Below are 296 nucleotides of genomic sequence, written 5' to 3'. Positions count from 1 at the left end.
CGGTAAAACGGTTCCAGCACCAGCCCGCGCTCGTGGGCGGGAATGCCGGGGCCGTTGTCCTCCACCTGCAGCACCTGCACCCCGCTGAAGGGGTCGACCAGCACCCGCACCGTGACCACGCCGCCGCTGGGGGTGTAGTGGATGGCGTTGTCCACCAGGTTGCGCACCAGTTCGCCCAGCAGCGTCGTGTTGCCGGCCAGCAGGCAGCTGCGCGGCACCTCCTCGGGGCCCTCGTAGCCCAGGTCGATGGACTTGTCCAGGGCGCGCGTCACCGAGTCCTCCACCGCGTCGCGCAC

1 protein-coding gene is annotated in these 296 nt (G+C 70.6%); it reads right to left on the bottom strand.

The features are described 5' to 3' along the window. Positions 1-296 (bottom strand): HAMP domain-containing sensor histidine kinase (locus HA630_RS27400; RefSeq protein ID WP_243855329.1); only part of this gene is annotated, 296 nt, incomplete at both ends.

Source organism: Aquabacterium sp. A08 (assembly GCF_011742065.1).
This window is presented reverse-complemented; position numbering and strand designations above follow the sequence as displayed.